Here is a 16,464-nt window from a genome sequence, read left to right on the forward strand (position 1 = left end):
TCAAGCCGTTTCCACGGGCTCGGGGGCAGCCTTGTGCAGCGCCGCGAGGGCCGCGGTGATTTCGCCCAGCGCGTGATGGCGCGCGAAGTCTTCGCGCAGCGTGCCCGCACGCTGGCGGTAGGTCGGTTCGCTCAACAGCCTTCGCACCGCGTCGCCGATCTGGCGCGCGGCCGGTTGCCCGTTGCCGAGGTTGATGCCTGCGCCCGACCAGGCCACGCGCGCCGCGATCTCGGGCTTTTCCTCGGTGGCTCCGGCCACCGCCAGCGGCACGCCGAGGCTCAGCGCATGGTTGACCGAGCCGTAGCCGCCGTTGGTCACCATCGCATGCACCTTGGGCAGCAGGCGGTCGTAAGGCAGGAAAGGCAGCACGCGAGCATTGGCCGGAATGGCCATGCCCAGCGCGGCCGGCAGCGGGCCGCCGGTGGTGGCGATGACCTGGATGTCCTTCGCGCCGGCCAGCGCCTGCAGCGTGGGGCCGATCAACTGCGCCGGATTCTGGTTGGCCAGCGTGCCCTGCGTGACCAGCACGACCGAGCGGCCATCGTCCAGCTCATGCCACCAGTCGGGCGGCGTGAAGTCGCGGCTGGCGGGCGCGAGCAGCGGGCCGACGAAACGCACCGAGGCGGGCAGGTCGCTGCGCGGGTATTCGAAGGATGCGGCCGTCAGCTGCAGGTAGAGATCCGGCAGCCTGACCATGGCGTCGATGAAGAAATCCGGCAGCGCAGGCAGGCCCGCGCATGTCAGCAGCGCATCGAAGTAGCGCTGCACCTCGCCGAACATCGCCTGCTTGAGGTTGGCGTTCATCGCCCGGTTGCGCACGCGCCCTTGCGGCGTGGACGACGGCGGCAGCGCGGTGCCGAAGAAGGCGGTGTCGCAGCTCGACAGCGGCAGCGCCGAGATGCCGATGGCCACGACCGCCGGGCGCTGCTCGCGCGGCCCGAGCAGCAGCGGGAAGGTGCCGCAGAACATCGTGTCGACCACGATGGCATCGGCCTCGAAGTGCTCCAAGATCGCGCGCAGGCCGGCGCGCTGCGCGGCCATGGCGTCGGCAAAGAAGTGCTTGAGGCCGAAGCACATTTGCGCATGAGCCGACGGCAGGCGCTGGCGCTGCGGGAAACGCTGGTCGAGCTCGCGATGATCGAAATCGATCGCGGCCTCGAAGGCCGTGAACGTCGCGCCAGTGGCCTCGGCCTGCGCCCTGAACCGGCTCGCGGTGTGCACCCGCACCTCGTGCCCGAGGCCCACCAGGTGCTGGGCGATGGCCAGCATCGGCAGCACGTGTCCCGGCAAGGCGGTTGCGGCGATGAGATAGCGTGCCATGTCGCTCCTCCTAGGACGTGCTGGTTTCCAGGGCCCGGCGCGCCTTGGTGTCGATGCCGAGGTCGACGAAGTAGCGCTGCAGCAGCTCGCGGTCGACCGGCCGGATCGCTGCGCCGATGGCTTCGAGCTGCGCATGCGTGGCCGCGCCGCTGACCTGCGGTGGCGTAGCCGAGGTGTCGTAGCGGTCAAGGATGGCCAGCACCGCCGCAAGGTCGCGGTCCTGCCCGACGGCGAACCGTTCATGCGCGCGTTCAAGCCAGGGCTCGAGCCCCACCGGTTCGAGCCGCATGCCGAGCCGCTCGAACACCGGCGGTATGTCGCGCACCCGCAGCGCCTCCTGGCTCATCAGGTGGAACACCTGGCCCCATGACGCCTGCCGGCCCGCGAGACCGAGGATGGCGCGCGCCACGTCGTCCACCGGCGTCAGGTTGAGCGGCAGGTCCATGTCGGGAATCGCTTCCAGGTCGGCATAGAGATGCGCCACGCGCCAGATCAGGTCCTCGGCGTTGCAGATCGCGTGTGTGTGGTCGCCGGTGACCGCGCCCAGCCGGTAGATCGCCACCGGCATGCCGCGCGCCTGCGCCTCGCGGGCCAGCGCGTCGCCGACCCACTTGCTCTGGCTGTAGCCGTCGACCAGCCCGCTCCAGGAGGCCAGTGCCGACTGCTCGGTGACGGCGCCCTCCTTGCCGTTGTTCTGGTCGATCACCGCCAGCGTCGAGACGTAGTGCATGCTCTTGGGCCGGCCCTGCGCGGTCCACTCGAGCAGCGTCACCACGCTGTCGACGTTCGCGGGCTTCAGGCTCGCATAGGGATGCAGGAAGTCGACCTGCGCGGCGCAGTGGTAAATGGCGTCGCAGCCGTCGCGCACCAACTGCACGGCGTTGTCGTCGAGGCCGAGCCGCGGTTGGCCGAGGTCGCCGGTCACGACCATGATGCGCGCATCGTCCCAGATCGCGCCGAGCTGGCGCTGGGCCAGCGTGAGCTGCAGGCGGCGCCTGCCCGCCTCCTCGTCGGCGGCGCGCACGTGGCAGACCACGCAGGCCGATGTGTCGCGCAGCAGCGCGGCCAGCAGGTGGCTGCCGACGAAGCCGCTGGCGCCGGTCAGGAACACCCGCTTCGCATCCAGCGGCGGCGCAGCATCCTGCCTGCGGATGTGCGCGGGCAGGTCGAGCTCGCGCGACAGGTCGAGCGCCTCGGCCGCGCCGGCGGTGTTGTCGAGCCATGCGGCAAGCTCGGCGATCGACGGGCGGTTGTAGACCTCGGCATGCGGAAAGTCCACGCGCAGCTGCTGGCGGATGCGCATGCCGAGCTGGATGGCCATCAGCGAATGCCCGCCGAGCTCGAAGAAGTTGTCGTGGATGCCCACGCGCTCCAGGTGCAGCGTCTCGGCCCAGAGCGCGGCCAGCTGCCGTTCGGTGGGCGTGCGGGGTTCGGCATAGTGCGCCGCGGCCCGCTGCTCGGGCGCCGGCAGCGCCTTGCGGTCGAGCTTGCCGCTCTGGGTCAGCGGCAGCAGCGGCAGGTGGACGAAGGCCGAGGGCACCATGTAGTCGGGCAGCGCCCGCGCCATGTGGGCGCGCAGCTCGGCCGGCTGCGGGTCGGCGGCGGCGACCACGTAGGCCACGAGGCGCTTCTCGCCCGGCACGTCCTCGCGGGCGATCACGGCCGCCTGCGTCACCTGCGGGTGCCGCAGCAGCACCGACTCGATCTCGCCCGGCTCGATGCGAAAGCCGCGGATCTTCACCTGCTGGTCGGCGCGGCCCAGGAAATCGAGGCTGCCGTCATTGCGCCAGCGCACCAGGTCGCCGCTGCGGTACATGCGGCTGCCGGGTTCGCCGAAGGGGTTGGCGATGAAACGCTCGGCGCTGAGCAGCGGGCGATTCAGGTAGCCGCGCGCCAGCCCGCTGCCGGCGATGTAGAGCTCGCCCGCGACACCGGGCGGCACTGGCTGCAGGCTGTCGTCGAGCACGTACAGGCGCGTGTTCCAGACCGGCCGGCCGATGGACGGCGGCTCTTCGGCATTCATCGGCGCGCTCATGCTCGCGCAGATGGTGATTTCCGTCGGGCCATACGCATTGATCATGCGGCGGCCTTGTGACCAGCGCGCAGCCAGCGCGGCGGGGCAGGCATCGCCGCCCACCACCAAGGTTTGCAGGTGCGGGAATTCGCCGTACGGCAGGGTGGCGAGCGCGGCGGGCGGAATCAGCGCGTGGCTCACGGCCTGCCTGTGGAGCAGGTCGGCCAGCTCCGGTCCCAGCAGCTGCTGCGCCCCCGGCAGCACCAGCGCGGCGCCGGCGTGGAAGGCCATCAGCAGGTCCATCACCGAAGCGTCGAAGCCGCTGGAAGAGAACTGCAGCACGCGCGAGTCCGGGCCGATGGCGAAGCGCTGCGCCATCGCGGCGCCGAGGCTGCTCAGGCCCGCGTGCGGCACCACCACGCCCTTGGGCATGCCGGTGGAGCCGGAGGTGTAGATGACGTACGCGGCATCCTGCGGCTCGGCCGCGCGCGCATGCGCCGGCGCGGCGTCCGGCTGGATCGCCAGCGCGGCGACCGTCTCGTCGCTGTCGAGCGCCAGGCAATGCGCGATGCCGGCGAGTTCCGGCAGCAGCGCAGCGTGGGTCAGCACGCAGGCAGGTGCCGCCTCCTCGAACACGAAGGCGCTGCGCCCGGTCATGTGGTTCGGGTCGATGGGCAGGTAGGCTGCGCCGGCCTTGACGATGGCCAGGTGCGCCACCACGAGGTCGAGCGAGCGCGGCAGCACCGCCGCGACGATGGCGCCGGCGCCGGCGCCGATGCCCCGGCTCCGCAGCAGGTGTGCGAGCCGGTTGGCGCGCGCATCGAGTTCGGCATAGCTGAGCGTTGCATCGTCGAGCACCACCGCCGCCGCATGCGGGCGCTCGGCGGCATGCGACGCCACCATGGCAGCCAGCGATAGCGGCGCGATGTCTCGCGTGCTGCCGCTCCAGTCGGACAGCAGGCGCCGGCTTTCCTCGGCGCTCAGGATGTCCAGGCTGCCCAGCGCGGTGTCAGGCGCCTCGCAGGCCTGTTCCAGCAGGCGCACCAGGCGCTCGGCGATGGCCTCGACGGTGCTGCGCTCGAACAGGTCGGTGCTGTACTGGATGCCGCCGGCAATGCCGCCCGGCAGGCCGTCGGCGCCGCGCTGCTCGTCGAGGATGAAGGACAGGTCGAACTTCGCCGTGTCGACGGCCACCGGCTGCGGCGTGATCGACAGGCCGGGCAGGCTGAAGGACAGGCGGCTGTTGCTGCTCTGGAATCCCAGCATCACCTGGAACAGCGGCAGGTTGGCGCCCGAGCGCTCCGGGCGCAGCAGCTCCACGATGCGGTCGTACGGGAACTCCTGGTTCGCGTACGCGGCGAGGTTGGTGGCGCGCACCCGCGCGATCAGCTCGCGCAGCCCCGGCTGCCCCGAGGCATCGGTGCGCAGCACCAGCGCATTGACGAAGCAGCCGATCAGGTCGTCCAGCGCATGGTCGCTGCGCCCGGCGACCGGCGTGCCGATGACGATGTCGTCTCCCGCGCCCAGCCGGTTCAGCAGGCCCGCCAACGCCGCCTGCAGCACCATGAAGACGCTGGCCTGGCCGTCGCGCGCCAGCTGCAGCATGCGCTCGTGGACGTGCGGCGGAATGTGCATCGGCACCACGTCGCCGTGGTAGCTGGGAACGGCCGGATGCGGGCGGTCGACCGGCAGGCTCAGCCGCTCGGGCAGGCCGCGCAAGGTCTCGCGCCAGAACTCGCGCTGGCGCCCGGCCATGCTCTCGGGATCGTCCTCGCTGCCGAGCAGGTCCTGCTGCCACAGCGCGTAGTCGGCGTACTGCAGCGGCAGCGGCGCCCAGCTAGGCGCCTTGCCTTCGCTGCGCGCGGCGTAGGCAATGCTCAGGTCGCGCGCCAGCGGCAGCAGCGACGCGCCATCGCCGACGATGTGGTGCGTCAGCAGCAGCAGCACGTGCTCGTCGGCCGCCAGCCTGAACAGATGGGGACGCAGGGGCGCCATGCTGCCGAGATCGAAGCCCAGGCGGGCCGCTGCATGCAGCTGGGCAGCGATCTCTTCTTCGCTGCTGTCCGCTTCGGCCAGCACCGCGCGGGCCTGCGCGCCGTCGAGGATGTGCTGGTACGGCAGCCCGTCCTCGTTCGGATAGATGGTGCGCAGGCTTTCGTGGCGCTGCACCAGGTCGTCGAGCGCCGCCTGCAACGCCGCGCGGTCGAGCACGCCCGACAGGCGCAGGGCCAGCGGCATGTTGTAGGCCGGGTTCGCGTTCTCGAGCTGGTTCATCAGCCACAGGCGGCGCTGCGCGAAGGACAGCGGAATGCGCGCCGGGCGCGGCATCGGCACGAGGCTGGGCCGCGCGCCAGAGGCCTGGTCGAGCAGCTCCGCGAGGCCGGCGATGGTGGAGACCTGGAACAGCGTGTCCAGCGGCAGGTCGATCATGAACTGCTGCCGGATCATCGAGATCAGCTGCACGATCATCAGCGAGTGCCCGCCGAGCTCGAAGAAGTTGTCGTCGATGCCGACGCGCGGCAGGTGCAGGGTCTCGGCCCAGAGCCCCGCCAGGATCTTCTCGGTGGGCGTGCGCGGCGCGGCGTAGGGCGTGGCCGCCTGCAGTTCCGGCGCCGGCAGCGCCTTGCGGTCGAGCTTGCCGCTCGGGCCGAGCGGCAGGGCCGGCAGGCTGACGAAGGCCGAGGGCACCATGTACTCGGGCAGGGCCTGCGCGAGGTGGTCGCGCAGCTCGGCCGCCTGCGGATCGGCCGCATCCGCAGCCACGACATAGGCCACGAGGCGCTTCTCGCCCGCCACGTCCTCGCGGGCGATCACCGCGGCCTGTGCGACCAGCGGATGCCGCAGCAGCACCGACTCGATCTCGCCTGGCTCGATGCGCAGGCCGCGGATCTTCACCTGCTGGTCGGCACGGCCGAGAAAGTCCAGGCTGCCGTCGCTGCGCCAACGCGCGAGGTCGCCGCTGCGGTACATGCGGCTGCCGGGTTCGCCATAGGGGTTGGCAACGAAGCGCTCGGCGCTCAGCAGCGGGCGGTTCAGGTAGCCTCGCGCGAGGCCGATGCCCGCGATGTACAGCTCGCCGGTGGTGCCGGGCGGCACCGGCTGCAGGCCGCTGTCGAGCACGTGCATCTGCGTGTTCCAGATCGGCCGGCCGATGGGCACGCTCGACGACGACGGTTCCTCTTCGGGCGTGCGCGGGCATTCCCATGACGTGACATCGACCGCAGCTTCGGTCGGTCCGTAGAGGTTGTGCAGTTCGCACGACAGGCGCTGCTGGAACTGCGACTGTAGCGCGGGCGACAAAGCCTCGCCGCTGCAGATCACGCGCCGCAGCGTGGTGCAGGCCGACGCGGCCGGCTCGAGCAGGAAGACCTCCAGCATCGACGGCACGAAGTGGAGGGTGGTGATGGCCTCGTCCGCGATCAGCGCCGCGAGGTACGCCGCATCCTTGTGGCCGCCCGGCTTCGCCAGCACCAGCGTGGCGCCGTCGATCAGCGGCCAGAAGAATTCCCACACCGACACGTCGAAGCTCGACGGCGTCTTCTGCAACACGCGGTCGTCGGCCTGCAGCCCGTAGCGGTCCTGCATCCAGCGCAGGCGATTGACGATGGCGCGGTGCGACACGACCGCGCCCTTGGGCCTTCCGGTGGAGCCGGAGGTGTAGATCACATAGGCGGGGTGCGAGGGATCGACGGCGATGCCGGGATCGGTGTCGGCACAAGTCCCCAGTTCCGCAAACGTTTGCGCTACATCGAGCAGCAATTTCGGGGCATCGGCCGGCAGCGACTCCGCGAGTGCCGCCGTCGTCACCAGGCACACCGGCCGTGCGTCGCCGAGCATGAAGGCGATGCGGTCCTGCGGAAAGTCCGGGTCCACCGGCAGGTAGGCCGCGCCGGTCTTCAGCGTGGCCAACAAGGCCACCATCAGCTCCATCGAACGCGGAATGGCCAGCGCCACGGTGCGCTCCGGTCCCGCGCCGCGCGCGCGCAGCAGGTGGGCGAGGCGGTTGGCGCGCCGGTTCAGCTCGTCGTTGCGCATCGCCTCGCCGTCGAAGCGCAGCGCGATGCCTTGCGGATGAGCGGCGAGCTGCGCCTCGATCAGCGCGGCGAGATTCGTGTCGGGCACCGGGCGGGCCGTGTCGTTCCACGTCACCAGCAGCTGCTCGCGCTCGCCGGCTTGCAGCAGGTCGACCTGGCCGATGGCCTGGCCAGGCTGTTGGATCACCGCCGCCATGAAGGCCAGCAGCCGGCGCTGGTGATCGGCCAGCGCCTGCGCGGTGTGCACCGCCGGGTTGGCGTCGAAGTCGATCTGCAGGTCCTGCCCGTTGCCGCGCTCGTAGAGGAAGATGCCCAGGTCCTCGGCCGTGCCGTTGGACAGGTTGCGCGGCTTGGCAGCATGCCCGGCGAAGCGGAAGTCATAGTCGAAGGGCTCGACGTTGACCACCGTGGTGAACAGCTGCCGGTTGTTCACCAGCATGTTCAGGTCGCTGCGCAGGTGCTCGTAGCGGTACGACTGGTGCCGCAGGATCTGCCGCATCTGCCGCCCGACCTCGTGGATCAGTTCCGGCACCGGCAGGTCCGCTCGCATCGCGAGCCGCAGAGGCAACGCATTCGCCACCATCGCCGGCACGCGCCGCATGCGGTCGTTGTGGCGCGCCGTGACCGGAATGCCGATCACCATGTCCTCGGTGCCGGTGGCGCGGTACAGGTAGGCCGCAGTGGTGGCGATCAGGATCTGCGGCAGCGTGGTGCCCAGTTGCTGCGCGATGCCCTGCAAGGCCCGCACGCTCGCGGCCGGCAGGTACGCGGTCTGGCGCAGCAGGCCGCCGACGTTGACCGAGCGGTGCGAGGCGAGGCTCAGCGGATCGGGCGCATCGCCGAAGCGTTCCGTCCAGTACTGGCGGTCGCGCGGAAAGCGGCCGGACTCGCGATAGGCCTTTTCTTCCTCGGCCAGCTGCGAGATGGGCGCGAGGCGCGAAGCCTCGGGCACGTCGGTGCCGGCGATGCGTGCGCTGTAGATGTCCGCGAAACGGCGCGCGATCAGCCCGCCGCCGAAACCGTCCAGCACAATGTGATGGCTGCGGTGGTACCAGATGTGGCGCTCGGGTGCGATGCGGATCAGCGCGGACAGCCACAGCGGCCCTTCCGCCAGGTCGATGTTGCGGCTGAAGTCGGCGTGCATCCAGGCCTGTGCCGCGGCGGCCGGATCTTCATCGCCGCTGAAGTCCAGGTAGGGAATCTCGCGCGTGAAAACCGGCGCGACGACCTGGCGCGCTCCCTGTGCGGTATCGACGAAGTGCAGGCGCGTGGCCTCGGCTTCCTGCGTCACCTGCTGCATGGCCGCCACGAAGACGGCGGGGTCGATCCAGCCTTCTATGTCGATGGCTTCGGCGAGATTGAAGTTGGTGTCGGGCGAGGCGAACTTCGCGCCGAGCCACATGGCCATCTGGCCGGAAGTGAGGGGAGATGCATCGCCCAGGGGATCGACCGTGCTCATGAACTTCTCCACGTCTTGAATGAATCGGCAGCGTTAACTCCGAATCAATGTACAAGCCGTTTCAACAATTTCTGAGACGGTTTTCCGGGTAAAAACATGTCGCACGAGGCATTGAGCGCGAAAGATTTCATCGGGAAGTAATCACCCGATTCGCGCTTTCTGGAATCCGAGCCCTTTCGTCGTATGGCAAGAAAAAAGCGCCACGAAAGCATGTTGCGATGCAACAACTGCGTCAGCGGCGAGTAGGGTTTTCATCGCTGCCCAAGCCGGCTCGCGATGTCAGCCGATGGTTGCAATGGCGGCGCCAGCGGCCACGTATCCACCCGCGGCGACCGAGAAAGCGATGCGCCCCGCCCGGTGCGCGAGCACCTGCATTTCCATCTTCATCGCCTCCATCACGGCGATGACGCTGCCCGCCGCGACCTCGTCGCCATCAGCCACCTTCCAGCCTTGCACCGTGCCCGATACCGGCGCGGCCACGGCGGCGGCGTCTGCCACTGCCGGTTCTGCCGTTGCGATGCCCGCACCACCAGCAGCCGCAGACGACAAACCACTCAACAGCACGGCCGGCAAGCCCAGCGACATCCGCCGCCCATCCACTTCGATCGCCGTGCGCAACAGCGCCGTGCCGGGCATCGGGTCAGGTCGCATCGCAGCGGCCTCGCCATTCGCGAAGTCGGTCTCGATCCAGCGCGTGTGCACCTTGAATGCATCGCCCGACACGAAGTCGGGGTGCGCCATCACGGCGCGGTGGAATGGCAGCACCGTGGGCAGGCCCTCGATGCGGAACTCCTTGAGCGCACGGCGCGCCCGCGCGACGGCCTGCTCGCGCGTGGCGCCGGTGACGATGAGCTTGGCCATCAGCGAATCGAAGGTGCCCGGCACCTGCGAGCCGGCATCCACACCGGCATCGACACGCACGCCGGGGCCCGAAGGCGCATCGAACACCTTGACCGGCCCGGGCGAAGGCATGAAGCCGCGCCCCACGTCCTCGGCGTTGATGCGGAACTCGAAGGCATGGCCGCGCGGCACCGGCGTCTGCCTGATCGACAAGGGCAGCCCCTCGGCAATGCGCAGCTGCTCGATCACGAGGTCGATGCCCGTGGTTTCCTCCGTCACCGGATGCTCCACCTGCAGCCGCGTGTTCACTTCGAGAAAAGAGATCGCACCGCTCGCGCTCAGCATGAACTCGACCGTGCCGGCGCCCGTGTAGCCGGCTTCCGCGCAGATGTCGCGCGCCGACTGGTGAATGCGTTCGCGCTGCTCGTCACTCAGGAAGGGCGCGGGCGCCTCTTCGACCAGCTTCTGGTTGCGCCGCTGCAGCGAGCAGTCGCGCGTGCCGAGCACCACAACGTTGCCGTGCGTGTCGGCCAGCACCTGCGCCTCGACGTGGCGCGGGCGGTCGAGGAACTGCTCGACATAGCACTCGCCGCGGCCGAACGCCGTCACCGCCTCGCGCACCGCCGATTCGTAGAGGTCTTCCACCTCGTCGAGCCGCCACGCCACCTTGATGCCGCGGCCGCCGCCGCCGAACGCGGCCTTGATCGCGACCGGCAGGCCGTGCTTCTCGGCGAAGGCGAGCACCTCGCCAGCGTTCTTCACCGGATCGGCCGTGCCCGCGACCAGCGGCGCGCCGACCTTCATCGCGAGCTTGCGGGCCTGCACCTTGTCGCCCAGCATCGCGATGGCCGCGGGCGAGGGGCCGACCCACGTGAGGCCGGCGTCGATGACGGCCTGCGCGAACGCCGCACTCTCCGAGAGAAAGCCGTAGCCCGGGTGCACCGCATCGGCGCCGCTGCGCGCGGCCACCGCGAGCAGCTTGGCGATGTTCAGGTAGGTGTCGGCGGGCTTGTTGCCATCGAGCCCGTAGGCCTCGTCGGCCATGCGCACGTGCAGCGCATTCAGGTCGGCGTCGGCATACACCGCGACCGATTGCACGCCGTGGTCGGCGCAAGCGCGTGCGATGCGCACGGCAATTTCGCCGCGGTTGGCGATCAGGAGTTTTTTCATCGGGAAGCTCTCACGGTGCAAGGGTTTCAACAAAGCCGGCGTCGGCCATCGGCTTGAAGCGGACGCGCGCATTCACGGGGATCTGCCCCGCGCGGTCCAGGTGATGGGTGGCGACGGAGGCGATCACGGGATAGCCGCCGGTCAGCGGATGGTCGGCCAGGAACAGCACGGGCTGGCCGCTGGGCGGCACCTGGATCGAGCCGCGCGCCGTGCCCTCGCTGGGCAGCTCTGCGTGATTGGCGCGTGCCAGCGGCACCTCGCCCGCGAGCCGGATGCCGACGCGGTTCGATTGCGGCGTGACCGCCCACCGCTGGCTGCACAGAAGCTCGACCGCATCGGGCGTGAACCAGTCGGTGCGCGGGCCGAACACGATGTCGAGCACGACTTCTTCCTGCACGGTGGGCAGGTCCGCCGGCGGCGTTTCGGGCGCACCGACCACGGCGCCGGTGGCGACCGCGCGCACGGGCAGCACGTCGCCCGCGGCGATGGCTGGCGGGCCGACGCGGGCCAGCGTGTCGGTCGAGAGACTGCCGAGCACGGGCGAGATGTCGAAGCCGCCGCGCACGGCGATGTAGCTGCGGATGCCGGCCTGCGGCTCGCCCAGCGCCAGCACGTCGCCATCGGCCAGCGCGATGGGCTGGTAGCGCGGCAGCGGCCACTTCGCGCCATCGGCGCGGGTCAGCGTGACGGGGCCGTCCGCGCCGGTGATGGCGACCACCGCGTCGCCACGGCATGCAAGCTGGAAGCCGCCATAGGCGATCTCCACGCAGGCCATGTCCGATGCGTTGCCGACCAGCCGGTTGGCCGCCTGCAGCGAGCGCTGATCCATCGCACCGGAGGCCGACACGCCCTGACCGGCCTGGCCGTGCCGGCCGCCATCCTGCAGCAGCGCCTGCAGCCCCGCAGCGCGAATCTCGAAGGCGCAGCCGCCATCCACAGCAGCGGGTTGCGAAGGCGCGGACGCCGTGGCCACAGGCACAGCCAGCGGCAATCCGGTGACATCCACGAAGCGCACCGCGTCGCCCGGCTGCAGCAGCGCCGGCGTCTCGCGCGCCAGGTCCCACATCGGCGCATCGGTGATGCCGATGATCTGCCAGCCGCCGGGGCTGGCCTGCGGGTAGACGCCGCTGAAGCTGCCCGCAAGGCCGACCGCGCCCGCCGGAATACGCGTGCGCGGCACCGTGCGGCGCGGCACGTTCAGGCTCGGGTGCCCGCCTGAAAGATAAGCAAAGCCCGGCGCGAAGCCGGTGAAGGCGACGGTGTAGTCGCTGCCGGTGTGGCGGCGAACCACCTCCTCGGGCGCGATGCCCAGCAGACCGGCCACCTCGGCCAGGTCTTCACCGTCGTAGCGCACGGGAATCTCGATGCGCTTGTCGATGCGCGTCTCGCGCGCGTCGAGGCTGCGCCCGCCGACCCGCCGCACGAGTTCATCGGCCGCAATCGCAGCCGGGCGGAAAGTGATCAGCAGCGTGCGCGCGGCAGGAACCAATTCTTCGATGCCCGCGATGGGTTCGGCGCGCAGCGAGGCCAGCAGCGCGAGGGTCTGCGGCAGGTCGTCGAGTTCGACCAGCACCGCATTCAGGTTGACCGGCAGGAAGCGCATCGTCATGCGGCTGAATCCACGAAGGAGCGGATCGTCACGCCTGCCTGTTCGAGCCGCGCGCGCACCTGGCGCGCCATCTCGACCGCGCCCGGGCTGTCGCCGTGCACGCAGACCGACTCGGCCTCGATGCGCACCGTGCTGCCGTCGATGGCCGTGACCACGCCGTCGGTGGCCAGCCGCAGCATGCGCGCGGCCACTTCGTCGGCATCGTGCAGCACCGCGCCGGGTTCACGGCGCGACACCAGCGTGCCCTGCGGCGTGTAGGCGCGGTCGGCAAAGGCTTCGGCCACGGCGCGCAGGCCTTCGCCGCGCGCCCAGCCCAGCAGCGGCGAACCCGCCAGCGCCACCAGACACAGGCCGGGGTCGATCTCGCGCATGGCAGCGATCACGTCGCGCGCCTGGCGCTCGTCGTGGGCGATGGTGTTGTAGAGCGCGCCATGCGGCTTCACGTAGCGCACTGTGGTGCCGGCAGCGGCGGCAAGGCCTTTGAGCGCGCCGATCTGGTAGATGACGTCGGCGCGCAGGTCGGCGCTGTCGACGTCCATGTTGCGGCGCCCGAAGCCCACGAGGTCGCGGTAGGCCACGTGGGCGCCGACGGCAACGCCGCGCTCCTTCGCCTGGCGCAGCGTGCGCAAAATGCCGGCCGGGTCGCCCGCATGGAAGCCGCAGGCCACATTGGCGCTGCTCACGAGAGAAAGCATGGCGGCGTCGTCGCCCATGCGCCATACGCCCAGGCTCTCGCCGAGGTCGCTGTTCAAGTCGATGTTCATGTTCGTCCCGGCGCGCGGTGATGCGCGCTCTCGGTTCAATGCAGGCGGCCTGCCTGCCGGGGGCAGGCGGTCACGCGAACGAAGAGGGAATGCGCCGGATCAGTTTTGGCGCAGATCGCGCCCGCGCGTCTCGGGCAGGCACAGGGCCACCAGGACCACCATGGCGTAGGCGATGGCCGCGCACACGCCGATGGCGGTACCCAGCGGCAGGTGCATGCGGTCGCTCAGCACGCCGACCAACGCGGGGAAGGTGGCGCCGATGCCGCGTCCGAAGTTGTAGCAAAAGCCCTGCCCCGAACCGCGCAGCTCGTTGGGAAACAGCTCGGCCAGGAAGGCACCCGCGCCGCTGAAGATGCCCGACATGAAGAAGCCCAGCGGAAAACCCAGCAGCAGCATCAGGCCGTCCGTAATGGGCAGCAGCGTGTAGGCATAGACCAGCGAACCGGCGCCGACGGCGAACAGGATGAAGGCGCGGCGCCGGCCAAGGCGGTCCGACAGGTAGGCACCGCACAGGTAGCCGATGAAGGCGCCCACGATGAACATGAACTGGTAGCCGCCCGAGCCCAGCACGGTGAGATGGCGCTCGTTCTTCAGGAAGGTCGGCAGCCAGACGCCGATGGCGTAGTAGCCGCCCTGCATGCCGGTGAACAGCAGGCTCGCGAGCACCGTGGTGCCGAGCATGCCGGGCTTGAAGATCGCGAGGAAATTGCCGCTGCGTTCGCCGCGCGCCACGGCAGCTCGGCTTTGCACGTAGATTTCCGGGTCGCGGATCGAGCGGCGGATGAAGACGATCAGCAGCGCCGGCAGCAGGCCCAGCAGGAACATCGCACGCCACGAGATCTCCGCAGGCAGGAACGAGAACAGCGCCATCGACACCAGCACCGCCGCTCCCCAGCCGATGGCCCAGCTGCTCTGCACCAGCCCCACGGCCTTGCCGCGGTAGGCCGGCCGGATCATCTCGGCGATGAGCACCGAGCCCACCGCCCATTCGCCGCCGAAGCCCAGGCCCTGCAGCGTGCGGGCGATCAGCAGTTCCTCGGGCGTGCGCGACAGGCCGCAGGCGAAGGTGAAGATCGCGAACACCAGGATCGTCAGCTGCAGGATGCGCACGCGGCCATACATGTCGGCCAGGATGCCCGCCACCCAGCCGCCGATGGCCGAGGCGACCAGCGTGGCGGTGCCGATCAGGCCGACCTCGGTCTTGCTCATGCCCCACAGCGACAGCAGGATCGGCGTGACCAGCGGCAGCGTGTAGTAGTCGAACGCGTCGACCGCGTAGCCGCTGAAAGACGCGGCGAGCGTGCGCTTCTCGTTGGGATTGAGCGTGCGCAGCCAGTTCTCGCCGGCAGGCGCATCGCCGGCCGCGGGGGCTGCATCGAGGGTGCTCTTCATGGTCGTGGTCTCCTGGGTCTCGGGTGAAAAAAAGGGCAGCCTAGAAGGCCGCCAGGCGGTGGTGCAGCAGGTCGGTAACGAGCATCGCGCCCGGTGCATGGGTGATCGCGAACGGCAGCCGCGCGGCCGCCAGCACGGCCTGGGGCGTCACGCCGCAGGCCCAGAACACGGGGAGCTCGTCGGGCATCACCTCCACGGCATCGCCGTAGTCCGGCACGCCGATGGCGCGGATGCCGATCAGCGCCGGATCGCCGATGTGCACCGGCGCGCCGTGCACGGCCGGAAAGCGCGAGGTGATCTGCACCGCGCGGATAGCGTCGGCCGCGCGCAGCGGTCGCATCGACACCACCATCGGCCCGTGGAACGGATCCGCCGGCACGGTCTCGATCGAGGTGCGGTACATCGCCACGTTGCGGCCCTGCGCGACGTGGCGCAGCGCGATGCCCTCGGCCATCAGCGCATGCTCGAAGGTGAAGGAGCAGCCGATCACGAAGCTCACCAGGTCGTCGCGCCAGAGCGCCCGAACGTCGGTAGGCTCGTCGACCAGTTCGCCTTCGCGCCAGACGCGGTAGCGCGGCAGGTCGGTGCGGATGTCGATGTCCTCGCCGAGCACCGGCAGCGCCGGGTCACCGGCCTCGGACACGCCCAACAGCGGACAGGGCTTGGGGTTGGCCTGGCAGAAGCGCAGGAAGTCGCCGGCATGCGACTTCGGCAGGATCACCAGGTTGCCCTGCGCGTGGGCGCTGGCGAGGCCGCTGGTGTGCGTGTTCAGCGCGCCGCTGCGGGCGGCAAGGCGCACGGCCAGCGCGCTGCTCGAGGGACCGGGTTGTTGTTCGAAGGAATGGCGGCTCGACATGGCGTTCCCGATGCGCAATGCATCGCTGTGTTGTGATGCGCCGGATTGTGGGAATGCGCGCTCACGAACGCCAACGCAAAGTTTCTCGCTCAGCTCATCGATTTTTTCGATGACCCCTGGCGGTGCGAGGCATGCACCACGGCGGAGCCGAGCGCGGCCTCCGGCAGCGGCGACGACGGGTCGTCGCGGTAGCTCGCGTAAATGGGCAGCGGCTCCAGCGTGTCTTCGCACGGCAGCACGCGCAGCGGCAGGCGCCGCGCCAGCGGCTCGACCACCGCGCGCGGCAGCGTGGCGACGCCGAAGCCCGCCTCGACCAGCTGGGCCATGGCCGAGATCGAAGAGATCGCGTGCACGCGCGGCGGCGGGCTGCCGGCCTCGCGGAACAGCTCGAGCAGCGCCACGTGCGGCTGAGAGCCGCGCTGGAAGGTCAGCAGGTCGAGCGACAGCAGGTCGGCCAGGCGGTAGCGCCGTTTCAGGTGCAGCTCGCGGTGGCCGACGAAGCACATGGGCATCGGCGGCACGGCGCGCGTGCGCACGCCGTCGCCGGCGGCGGGCAGCGCGGCGAACACCAGGTCCTGCTTGCCGCGCTGCAGCTGGTCGACCAGCACCGGCGTGGTTTCGACCGTGAGTTCGAGCTCAAAGTCCGGGTGGGTGGCCTGCATGTGCTTGAGCCAGCCGGTGAGCCAGCTGTGCACCACCGACTCGATGGCGCCGACGCGCAGCACCGTCTCGCGCGCCGCGCCCGAGCCCATCTCGGCCTTGATGTGCATCTGCATCTCGAGCAGCTTCTGCGCGAAGGCATGGAAGCGCTGCCCCGCCACGGTCAGGCGGAACTGCTTGTCGCGCCGGTCGAGCAGCAGCACGCCGAGTTCGCGCTCAAGCGCGGCGATGCGGCTGGACAGGGCCGACTGGGTCAGGTGCAGCTTCTCGGAGGCGCGCGTGATGCTCTTGAGCGCCACCGCCCAGTGGAAGGCTTCCACGAATCGAAGGTTCATTTGCGTTGCGA

Annotated in this window: 8 protein-coding genes; all 8 read right to left on the reverse strand. The window is 70.1% G+C overall.

Going from position 1 to position 16,464, the window contains the following annotated elements; all coding sequences use genetic code 11:
- Window positions 1-1,320, reverse strand: a complete 1,320-nt coding sequence (locus tag ACCC97_RS06355; RefSeq protein ID WP_413331886.1) for a glycosyltransferase — start codon at window positions 1,318-1,320, stop codon at window positions 1-3.
- 10 nt (window positions 1,321-1,330) lie between these two features.
- Window positions 1,331-8,827: an amino acid adenylation domain-containing protein gene (locus ACCC97_RS06360; protein WP_413331887.1), complete on the reverse strand. Its 7,497-nt coding sequence runs from the start codon at window positions 8,825-8,827 to the stop codon at window positions 1,331-1,333.
- A gap of 279 nt (window positions 8,828-9,106) precedes the next feature.
- Window positions 9,107-10,837, reverse strand: coding sequence for an acetyl/propionyl/methylcrotonyl-CoA carboxylase subunit alpha (locus ACCC97_RS06365; protein WP_413331888.1), 1,731 nt, complete (start codon window positions 10,835-10,837; stop codon window positions 9,107-9,109).
- Window positions 10,838-10,847: 10 nt separating this feature from the next.
- Entirely contained in the window at window positions 10,848-12,440 is a 1,593-nt protein-coding gene (locus tag ACCC97_RS06370; protein WP_413331906.1) for a 5-oxoprolinase/urea amidolyase family protein, read from the reverse strand.
- A gap of 2 nt (window positions 12,441-12,442) precedes the next feature.
- Window positions 12,443-13,210 carry a LamB/YcsF family protein gene (locus tag ACCC97_RS06375; protein ID WP_413331889.1) on the reverse strand — a complete coding sequence of 256 codons (768 nt, stop codon included), beginning with the start codon at window positions 13,208-13,210 and terminating at the stop codon, window positions 12,443-12,445.
- A 99-nt stretch (window positions 13,211-13,309) separates the two neighbouring features.
- A complete protein-coding gene (locus ACCC97_RS06380; protein WP_009124776.1) occupies window positions 13,310-14,602 on the reverse strand; it encodes an MFS transporter in 1,293 nt (430 codons plus the stop codon).
- Window positions 14,603-14,642: 40 nt separating this feature from the next.
- Window positions 14,643-15,458 carry a putative hydro-lyase gene (locus ACCC97_RS06385; protein WP_413331890.1) on the reverse strand — a complete coding sequence of 272 codons (816 nt, stop codon included), beginning with the start codon at window positions 15,456-15,458 and terminating at the stop codon, window positions 14,643-14,645.
- An 89-nt stretch (window positions 15,459-15,547) separates the two neighbouring features.
- Window positions 15,548-16,453 (reverse strand): LysR family transcriptional regulator, encoded by a 906-nt coding sequence (locus ACCC97_RS06390; protein ID WP_009124771.1) that lies wholly within the window; start codon window positions 16,451-16,453, stop codon window positions 15,548-15,550.
- Window positions 16,454-16,464: the final 11 nt, after the last annotated feature.

It is taken from the genome of Variovorax sp. Varisp85 (assembly GCF_047304045.1).
In the GTDB taxonomy this organism is placed as follows: domain Bacteria; phylum Pseudomonadota; class Gammaproteobacteria; order Burkholderiales; family Burkholderiaceae_C; genus Variovorax.